The following is a 9,120-nucleotide window of genomic DNA, read 5'->3' as shown; positions in this document are numbered from 1 at the left end:
CGCAATCCAATGAAGGAGAAGATCGCGGGTCACCCTCCGGATCATGACCTGCTGGCCATCCATGCGGCGGTGCTGAATGGAGGCGAGTCCGCAGGCTACATCGCTGATCACAAGAAGAAGCAGGTCCAGACCGTCGAGCTGCCGCTGAAACGGATACGGATCCCGGACGGCGACAAGCCCGATGACGCCTTCTTCATACTGAAACAAGCTCGCAACCTGTTTGTTTAACATCTCCACACATATCCCCCATATAGCGTCAACGGGACGTTTCCGCTATAATATTATTCTGCGGATTCAATTCGACAAATAAAGTCTGTTTCCTGCCTTAACCGCAAGAAATCGGGACGAAGTCCCATTTCCGTGAAGGGAATGTTGAAACGATGCTTCTGAAGTCCAGCAAAATCAATGAGTTCCGCTTATGGGGCCTCGTCCTCATCCTTGTCGGCATGGGCGTCATGATATTAGGTACGGCCGGCATCGTATTCTGGGGCCAGACCGGCAAGGTAGTCGCCGCGATCTTCATGGTCATCGGCATGATCGCGCTGGTGATCAGCGTCGGCATCTACTTCTGGGCGGGCATGCTGTCCACGAGCGCGGTCATGCTGATCTGCCCGGAATGCGGGCGCCAGACCAAGATCCTGGGCCGTACGGATCGCTGCATGTACTGCAAAACGATCCTGACGCTGGATGCGGAGCGCGCTACGGAAGGCTACGAGGCTCCCGAGACGCATGCCGCGCCGGAGGACAAGCCGGCCCCGCCCGCAAGCCAAGCCTGACCGCAGCAAAAACCGCCGGACCTCTCGCAGGTCCGGCGGTTTTTTCATTCTTTTGGAATCAGGAAGGACGAGACAGACTCTCATGAATGACGCCCCAGATGCTGTCCGTCTGGAAAGAACGCGCCCAAGTAGCAACGCCGGCCAAGCCGTACTTGTGCACGAGCTCCACCCTCGCCTCGATCGACCGCTCATCCTCGATCCAGATCCGGTTTCGGACGCCTTCCTTTTCGGCATACTCGATGTAGTTCTGTCCAGCCGCCTCATCAAACACGGGTGTCAGCTTGCGGTCCCGCATGATCTCGCGGATGCGATCCATGCCGACGGCCTTGGACGACACGTCTACGCTCCCATCCTCGCCCTTGGACTCGCTCCAGATCCGGGTATACAGCGGCATGCTGAGCACGAGCTTCGCCGGATCGACGCCGTCTTCATCCAGCAGGCGCTTTATGGAAGCCTCTACCCAAGGAAGCGATGCGACCGAGCCGGCCTTTGGACTGCTCGCCCAGTGCTCGTCATACGCCATCAGCATCATATAGTCGACGCTGTCGATCAGCGCCTCGCGATCGAGGAACAGCGACCACATCTCGCTGCTCGACTTCGGGGTGACATCGATCGAGACGATCAGCCCCGCTTCGTGCAGCATCGGAGACAGCTCCCGCACGAACTGCACGAAGTTCTGCTTGTCTGAGGTGCGCACGTTCTCGAAGTCGATATTGATCCCCTGCAGCTTGTACATCTCCGCATAAGCGAGCAGCTGCCGGATCATCGTGAACCGGGTCTCGGCGCTCGAGAGCACCTTGGTCGTCAGATCCGGATCAAAGGCGTTGCTGAACAGCGCCCACACCTGCATCCCCCTCTGGCGAGCCCAGGCTCCGTAGGACGCATCGGCCTTGCTGCGGATCTGGCCGCTGCCGTCGCTGACCTCGAACCAGGTCGGACTGACGACGTTGACGCCCTCCATCGCCGGATAGCCGGACGGATCGGGATGCTTGCTGTAGACGGCTTCCCAGGTGAGATTGACCTTCTGGCCCGGCTTCCATGGAAGCGCAGGCTCCTCCTCCTGGAGCGGCGCGATCACGCGGTCTCCGGTAAAGCGAAGCTCTTTTTTGCGGACATAGCCCGAGTGGCCCTCCGGCCCTTGCACCTTGTACCAGCCTTCCTGCTCGCCCCATACGATCAGCGGCTGGCCCGGCGCGGCTCGATCCACATAGGGACGATGGATGGACGGCTCCGACCGCACGAAAATGTCCTCGTCATCCTTCGCGGAAACGGCCATCCTGAGCCGGTCCCCGGCTCTTTCCAACGTCATGACGCCGCTCGCGGAGGAAATCTCCGCCTGGATGCCGTACAACGTCTTGAGCGGAGACAGCGGCATGTAGACGCGTCCGTTCCGTTCCACCGGTGCTACGGCAAGCTGGAACGGCTTGTCGCCGAGCTTGGCTTGCAGCTCGTCCTTTTTCATGAAGAGCACCTTCGTATCGCTCGTGAGGATGATCGACTGCGTCTTCTCCTCGTACCAGACGGGCAGATCGCTGCCCAGCACCGACCTGATCGCCTCGAGCGGAAGCAGCGTCTGGCCTTGCTCGATCAGCGCGCCTTCCTTCAAATACGTCCCGCCGTAGAACAGCGGATGGGCATGGCCGTATTCCGGCTTCATATCGTCACGGCTCGGCGTGAGCTTGCTGTAGGCCGCCCACGCGCCCGCTATCATTCCAATTATCAGGCAAAAGCCAAGCAGCCGCCGGAAGCCGCTTCTGCGGCGCTTGCCTCCGTAGGCTTGTCCCCTCTTCATGCTTCACGCTCCTTTGCTGTCATCCCCTAGACGAGTCTTGCCGACGGAAAGTTGTCTCTCTACTCTATGAGTCTATCGGCAAAAAAATGCAAAAAAAAAGCCGGGAAGCGGCGCTTCTCCAGGCTCGATTACGAGTGCGGCACGGCAGCCCGACAGGACGTGCATACGCCGTAGATCTCCATGCGATGACCTTCGACGCGGAATCCGGTCTCCCGCGAAGCGGCGCGCTCGACTTCCATCAGCGGCGGATAGTCGAAGTCGACGATCTCGCCGCAGACCTTGCAGATGGCATGATAATGATCCGACAGATTCGCATCGAAACGGCTTGAGTCGTCTCCGTAAGTCAGCTCCCGCACGAGGCCCGCCTCCACGAACAGCCGGAGGTTGTTGTAGATCGTCGCGACGCTCATGCTCGGGAAATCGGGTGACAAAGCTTTATAGATCTCATCCGCGGTAGGATGAGTCATCGAGTTCATCAGAAACCCAAGTATCGCGTGACGCTGCGGGGTCATGCGGACGCCGCTGGATTTAAGCTGCTCTAGGGCTTGTTCTACGCTGGCTCCCATTCCCGATCACGCCTTCCTTATAGTCTTAATTACTTTGTAGTAGTTCTATTGTACGCGCGGATTTCCCGTTTTGTCAACGAAACCGGCGCTCACGCAGCTGGAACTATTCGGGCATGGACGGGTAGGCGTAGATGGAGATGTCGCTGTTCGCATCCACGCGAATCCGATGGAGGCCGAGTCCGATGATGCCTTCGACCCGCTTCTTCGTCACCTGGAGCGGCAGCTCCGAGCGGATCTCGCCGAACGTGACCGCGCCGTCCATGACAAAGGAGGATGACGTCGGCAGCGACAGCATGACCTCGCCGATCGAGCTGTCGATGTCCCAGCCCCCGCCGACGGACGAGCTGCGGATGCGGATCTCGCCGTTCAGCGTGTCGGCCTGAAGGCTGCCCGCCACCTCCTCGACCCGGATAAATCCGTTTTTCGTCTCGAGGATGGTCGACTCCCCCACGATGTCGCCCACTTCAAGATTGCCGTTGCTCGTGTAGGCATTGATCGAGCCGCTGATGCGCGAAGCCTGGATGCTGCCGTCGCGGGCGGATAGGGCGGCATCGCCGAAGATCCGTTCCGCTGCGATATTGCCGCTGGTCGTGTCGGCCTCGACCTTGCCTCGAAGATCGCGCAGCTCGATGGAGCCGTTCCGGTTTTTGATCGTCCATCCTCCCTCGGCGGTCAGGCCGGACATCGACACGTTGCCGTTGCCGGCATGGAGCAGCACCTTGACCGCCTGAGGTCCGGGAGTCGGCGAAGCCGACGGGCTTGGCGGCAAGGACGCTTCGGGCGTCGCCGCGGCGGACGGAGGCTCGCTCGGCCCGGCTGCCGTCATGCCGGAAACCGGCTCCAGGGACGCGCTGCCGCCGGCCGAAGGCAATGGAGCAGCAGCGGCGATGGACGGGCCAGGGGATGAAAGCCCTGCCGGCAAGGACGGCAGCGGCAGCAGAGGGAGCGGTTCCGGCTCGTCGATCCGGAACGAAGCCTCAAGATCGGCCGGCAACGTCACGATCAGATTGTAGCGGGGCAGCCGGGAGCCGTTCGCTCCGTAAGGCATGCCTTGGGCGGCGATTTCCAGCTTGTCTTCCGAGCTGACTTTCAGCTTCGACTTCTGGCGGACGTAATCTGCTTCCTGGGAATCCTCCGTATCCACCCATAGCTCGGCCTCGACGGTCACCAGACGGCTGTCCGGACTCGAGCGGACCGTCACATCGCCGTTCGGATTGTCGAGGATGACGCTCGTCACCTGCTCCTCGAGCGTCAGGACGATCGGCTCCTCCTCGTAGCGGAAGCCTTTTTCCTCCGACAGGTTTTCCAGGCTCGTCCGGCCGGCATACTGGTCGAGCCAGCGGAACGGCAGGCCCCCGTACTGGGTGACGGCATAGGCCGATCCGATGAGCAGCACAGCGGCCGCGGCCGCTCCAGCGCCGACGGACAGCCGGCGGCCGGGACGATGCTTTTCGAGCAGCTGGAACGCCAGCATCTCGATGCCGGCAAGCACGAACAGCATCGGCCACCAGTCGGAGAGCAGGCCGATGTCGTTGCGCTCGCGGACCTGATCCCACAGAAGGATCGCTCCGCAAGCCGCAAGCAGCAGGATGGAGCTGAGCCTTCCGAAGCGGAACTGCTCCGGCCGCCTTCGCAGCGACAGCCAGGCCGCCAGAGCGAGCAGCACCGCTCCGGAGGCCATGTCGCCGATCCAGTCGAGCCGCGGCTGGACCGCCTCGGTCGGGCGAATCAGAAACAACAGCAGCAAGCCGCCCGCCACCAGCACGAGGCTATGCCGCAAGGAAAACGGACCAGCGTCGCTTCTCTTGCCCGCGGGCGCAAGCTTGATTCGGGAATGGATTTCGAGCGAATCGAAGACGCTATAGAAATACAAAGCCGGCAGGGCGTAGCCGAGATAGAGCAGCAGCAGCGCGCGGCTCCCGCTCGTCGAATCCGAAAAGCGGATCAGCGCCGCCAAATCAAGCAGCACGACGAGCAGCAGCAGCAGGCCGCGGCCGTACCAGCCCAAATACAGATGGCCGCCGCCCGGAAGCAAGGCGGCATAGAGGCCGGTCAGCCAACGATTTTTTCGGTTGCGGGCTTCGGCGCTCATTCGGCACTCACGGCATGCACGCCCTCCAGGCATTTGATTTTTTCCAACAGCGGAATCAGCTTATCCTGCTTCGGAAACGTAATATGCAGCAGGAGCATGACCCGCGGCCGCTCCAGCTCCCGGTCTCCGTACTCCTGCAGCGACAGCTTGCGCATGACGATGCCCTGCTCCGCGAGCAAGGCGCTCACGGCCTGCAGCAGCGCTTCCTTTTCGTCGGCCAGCACCTTCAGATGATGCTCGCGCTTGCCGCCGCTGAATTTTTTTTCGAGCTTGTTGAGCACCACGAGCACGAGCAGCACGAGCACGGTCGTCGCGACCGCCGGCAGAAGGAAGCCCGCGCCGACCGACAAGCCGATGGCGGATACGACCCAGAGCGAAGCCGCCGTCGTCAAGCCGGTGATCGACTTGCCCGTAAACAGGATTGTCCCGGCGCCCAGGAACCCGATACCGGTAATGACCTGCGCGGCCAGGCGCGCGGGATCAAGCCGAACGTTCGTCTCGTTGACGAACTGGGCGAAGCCGTATATGGACAACAGCATCAAGAGGCAGGAGCCGAGACAGACGAGGATGTTGGTGCGGAAGCCGGCGGCGTGGTTGGACTGCTCCCGTTCGAACCCGACGAGGCCGCCGAGCAGCACCGCGATGAACAGCCTCAGCAGCAGCTCCCATTCGTTGATATACCACGGACTGTCCGAAGTGATCGAGTGTAGCGCGTTGTTCATGCCATTCCTCCCATGAATGCCGAATGTCCGTGCGCCGCGGGCATAACCGCCGACGCTTCTCATTGTATGCGCGGGCTTTAATTCTTTGCCGGGCATGGGGCATGTTGTATTTTACCCTGAATAGAGCGGATTGCCGCTTCTTTTTTAAATGAACAAAGCCGCCCTCCCGAATCGAGAGGACGGCTGCTGCCGGATATCCGGATGGATGCCGACGAATTCAGGCGTTGAGGACGTCGACGAGCAGCTTGTTGACGAGTCCGGGATTCGCCTTGCCTCGCGACTCCTTCATCACTTGGCCGACGAGGAAGCCGATCGCCTTTTCCTTGCCGGCTCGGTAATCCTCGACCGATTGCGGATTGGCGGCGACGATCTTCTCGACGATCGCCTTGATCGCGCCTTCGTCGCTGATCTGCACGAGTCCTTGCTCCTCGACGATCTGCTGCGGGCGCTTGCCGCTTTCGAGCATTTCCTTGAAGACGGTCTTGGCGATCTTGCCGCTGATCGTGCCCTTTTCCAGCAAGCCGATCATCTCGCCGAGGCCCTGGCCGGTGATGCGGACGGCCTCGATCTCCTTCCCGGTCTGGTTCAGGTAGCCGAGCAGGTCGCCCATGATCCAGTTGGAGACGGCCTTGGCGTCCTTGGTGTAGGACAAGCTCTCCTCGAAGAAGTCGGCCAGCTTTTTGGAAGCGGTGATGACGCCGGCATCGTAGGCGGGCAGGCCGTACTCCGCCGTATAGCGGGCTTGGCGAGCGTCTGGCAGCTCCGGGATGGAGGCGCGCACGCGCTCCTTCCACTCGCTGTCGATGTGCAGCCGCACGAGATCGGGGTCCGGGAAGTAGCGGTAGTCATGCGACTCTTCCTTGCCTCGCATCGAGAAGGTCTTGCCCTGGCTGTCGTCCCAGCGGCGCGTCTCCTGCACGACCGTACCGCCGGCGTCGAGGATATCGGCCTGGCGGAGCTGCTCGTACTCAAGGCCGCGCTGCACGCCGCGGAACGAGTTCATGTTTTTAAGCTCGGCGCGAATGCCGAACTTCTCCTGGCCCCAAGGGCGCAGGCTGATGTTGGCGTCGCAGCGGAGGCTGCCTTCCTCCATCTTGACGTCGGATACGTCGCAGTACTGCATGATGGCGCGGAGCTTCTCCAGGTAAGCCTTGGCTTCCTCCGGCGTGCGCAAATCCGGCTCGGACACGATCTCCACAAGCGGCGTGCCGACGCGGTTAAAGTCGACGAGCGAGGCATAGCCGCCCTCGACATGGGTCAGCTTGCCCGCGTCCTCCTCCAGATGAAGGCGGGTGATGCCGATGCGCTTCGTCTTGCCGTCGACCTCGATGTCGATCCAGCCGTTCTCGCCGATCGGCTGGTCAAACTGGGAAATCTGATACGCCTTGGGCGAATCGGGATAGAAATAGTTCTTGCGGTCGAACTTGCTGACGTCGGCGATCGTGCAGTTCAGCGCCATCGCGGCCTTCATTGCGTAGTCGACCGCCTGGCGGTTGAGCACCGGCAGCACGCCGGGATGCCCCAGGCAGATCGGACAGGTATGGGTATTCGGCGGGGCGCCGAAGGAAGTCGAGCAGCCGCAGAAGATCTTGCTGGCGGTATGAAGCTCGACATGCACTTCAAGCCCGATGACCGTCTCGTACGATTGGTAGTGAGTCATGGCTTAGCTCCTCCTGCTTGCTTGATGCTTGATGCGGCGCCCTACAGCTGCGGGCGCGCCTTGTGGTGGTCCGTATGCTGCTCATAGGCATGGGCGGCGCGCAGCACGGTCGATTCGTCGAACGGCTTGCCGATGAGCTGCAGGCCGACCGGGAGGCCGTCCGCGAAGCCGCATGGCACGCTGATGGCCGGAACGCCGGCGAGGCTGACCGGAATCGTCACGATGTCGTTGAGGTACATCGTCAACGGATCGCCGATCTGCTCGCCGATGCGGAACGCCGTCGTCGGCGCGGTCGGTCCGACGAGCAGGTCGTATTTTTCGAACGCCTGGTCGAAGTCGCGCTTGATGAGCGTGCGGACCTTTTGCGCCTTGAGGTAATAGGCGTCGTAATAGCCGGAGCTCAGCGCGTACGTGCCGAGCATGATGCGGCGCTTGACCTCCTGGCCGAAGCCTTGGCTGCGCGACTTGCGGTACAAGTCGATCAGGTTGTCCGGATCGTCCGCGCGCACGCCGTAGCGCACGCCGTCGAAGCGGGCCAGGTTGGAGGAAGCCTCGGAGGAGGCGAGCAGATAATAGGTCGCGACCGCATATTCAGTATGCGGCAGGGAAACTTCCTCCCAGGTCGCGCCGAGATCCTCAAGCACGCGCAGCGCGGCCAGCACCGCTTCCTTGACCTTCGGATCGATGCCCTCGCCCATGTACTCCTTCGGCACACCGATGCGCATGCCCTTGACATCCCCGCTGAGCGAGCCGACATAGTCGGGGATGGAGACGTCGGCCGACGTGGAGTCCATGCGGTCGTGGCCGGCGATTGCCTGCAGCACATAAGCCGCGTCCTCGACGTTTTTGGTGATCGGCCCGATCGCGTCGAGCGAGGAGGCGAACGCCACCAGGCCGAAGCGGGAGACGAGGCCGTACGTCGGCTTAAGGCCGACGACGCCGCAGTAGGAGGCCGGCTGCCGGATCGAGCCGCCGGTGTCGGAGCCGAGCGCGAAGTAGACCTGGCCCGCCACCACCGCCGCCGCGGAGCCGCCGCTCGAGCCGCCCGGCACATAGTCCGTGTTCCACGGGTTGCGCACGGGACGGAAGCTGGAGTTCTCGTTGGAGCCGCCCATCGCGAACTCGTCCATGTTGAGCTTGCCGATCGTCACCGCTCCGGCATCCTGAAGCTTGCCGGAGACGGTCGCATCGTAGATCGGATCATAATTGGAAAGAAACTGGCTCGCGCATGTCGTGCGCAGCCCCTTGGTGACGATGTTGTCCTTGATGCCCGCAGGCAGCGCATGCAGCAGTCCCTTGGCCGCGCCGGCCTGATCGAGCTCGGCCGCGCGGGCGCGCGCCGCCTCCTCGTTCAGCGTCAGGAACGCGCCGATCCGCTCGTCGGTCTCGGCGATCCGCGCATAGGCCGCCTCGGTAAGCTCGGCCGCGGACAGCTTGCCGGCGGCGAGCTCGTTATGTAGATCCTGTAGTCTTTGATCGAATAAAGCCAACCGATGTTCCTCCCTTCGCCGC

General features: G+C 62.1%; 8 protein-coding genes (1 of these 8 cut by a window edge). 2 read left to right on the top strand and 6 right to left on the bottom strand.

Features of this window, described 5'->3' with window-relative positions; genetic code table 11:
- Both NYE40_RS07105 and NYE40_RS07100 read left to right on the top strand, forming a co-directional pair.
- Positions 1-228: the 3' portion of a hypothetical protein gene (locus NYE40_RS07105; RefSeq protein WP_339279680.1), read on the top strand. It extends 210 nt beyond the left edge of the window; 228 of the gene's 438 nt are visible here — the last part of the coding sequence; the start codon falls outside the window, past its left edge; the stop codon is at positions 226-228.
- A gap of 152 nt (positions 229-380) precedes the next feature.
- A complete protein-coding gene (locus NYE40_RS07100) occupies positions 381-776 on the top strand; it encodes a YgzB family protein (RefSeq protein WP_028600553.1) in 396 nt (131 codons plus the stop codon).
- 58 nt (positions 777-834) lie between these two features.
- Here NYE40_RS07100 and NYE40_RS07095 read toward each other — a convergent pair whose 3' ends face one another.
- The 6 genes from NYE40_RS07095 to gatA all read right to left on the bottom strand — a co-directional run bounded on the left by NYE40_RS07095 (position 835) and on the right by gatA (position 9,098).
- Entirely contained in the window at positions 835-2,568 is a 1,734-nt protein-coding gene (locus tag NYE40_RS07095; protein WP_339279679.1) for a glycosyl hydrolase family 18 protein, read from the bottom strand.
- A gap of 128 nt (positions 2,569-2,696) precedes the next feature.
- On the bottom strand, positions 2,697-3,134 hold the full coding sequence (perR, locus tag NYE40_RS07090) for a peroxide-responsive transcriptional repressor PerR (RefSeq protein WP_028600555.1): 438 nt from the start codon (positions 3,132-3,134) through the stop codon (positions 2,697-2,699).
- A 103-nt stretch (positions 3,135-3,237) separates the two neighbouring features.
- A complete protein-coding gene (locus NYE40_RS07085; RefSeq protein ID WP_339279677.1) occupies positions 3,238-5,226 on the bottom strand; it encodes a DUF4097 family beta strand repeat-containing protein in 1,989 nt (662 codons plus the stop codon).
- Entirely contained in the window at positions 5,223-5,948 is a 726-nt protein-coding gene (locus NYE40_RS07080; RefSeq protein ID WP_339279676.1) for an MgtC/SapB family protein, read from the bottom strand. The genes NYE40_RS07085 and NYE40_RS07080 overlap by 4 nt, the downstream gene beginning before the upstream one ends.
- A gap of 217 nt (positions 5,949-6,165) precedes the next feature.
- The gene (gene gatB, locus NYE40_RS07075; protein WP_028600558.1) at positions 6,166-7,608 is read right to left on the bottom strand and encodes an Asp-tRNA(Asn)/Glu-tRNA(Gln) amidotransferase subunit GatB; all 1,443 of its coding nucleotides are present in this window, start codon (positions 7,606-7,608) and stop codon (positions 6,166-6,168) included.
- 41 nt (positions 7,609-7,649) lie between these two features.
- Positions 7,650-9,098, bottom strand: a complete 1,449-nt coding sequence (gene gatA / locus NYE40_RS07070) for an Asp-tRNA(Asn)/Glu-tRNA(Gln) amidotransferase subunit GatA (protein ID WP_339279675.1) — start codon at positions 9,096-9,098, stop codon at positions 7,650-7,652.
- Positions 9,099-9,120 lie beyond the last annotated feature (22 nt).

The organism is Paenibacillus sp. FSL W8-1187, assembly GCF_037965485.1.
GTDB classification, from domain to species: domain Bacteria; phylum Bacillota; class Bacilli; order Paenibacillales; family Paenibacillaceae; genus Paenibacillus_O; species Paenibacillus_O pasadenensis.
This window is presented reverse-complemented; position numbering and strand designations above follow the sequence as displayed.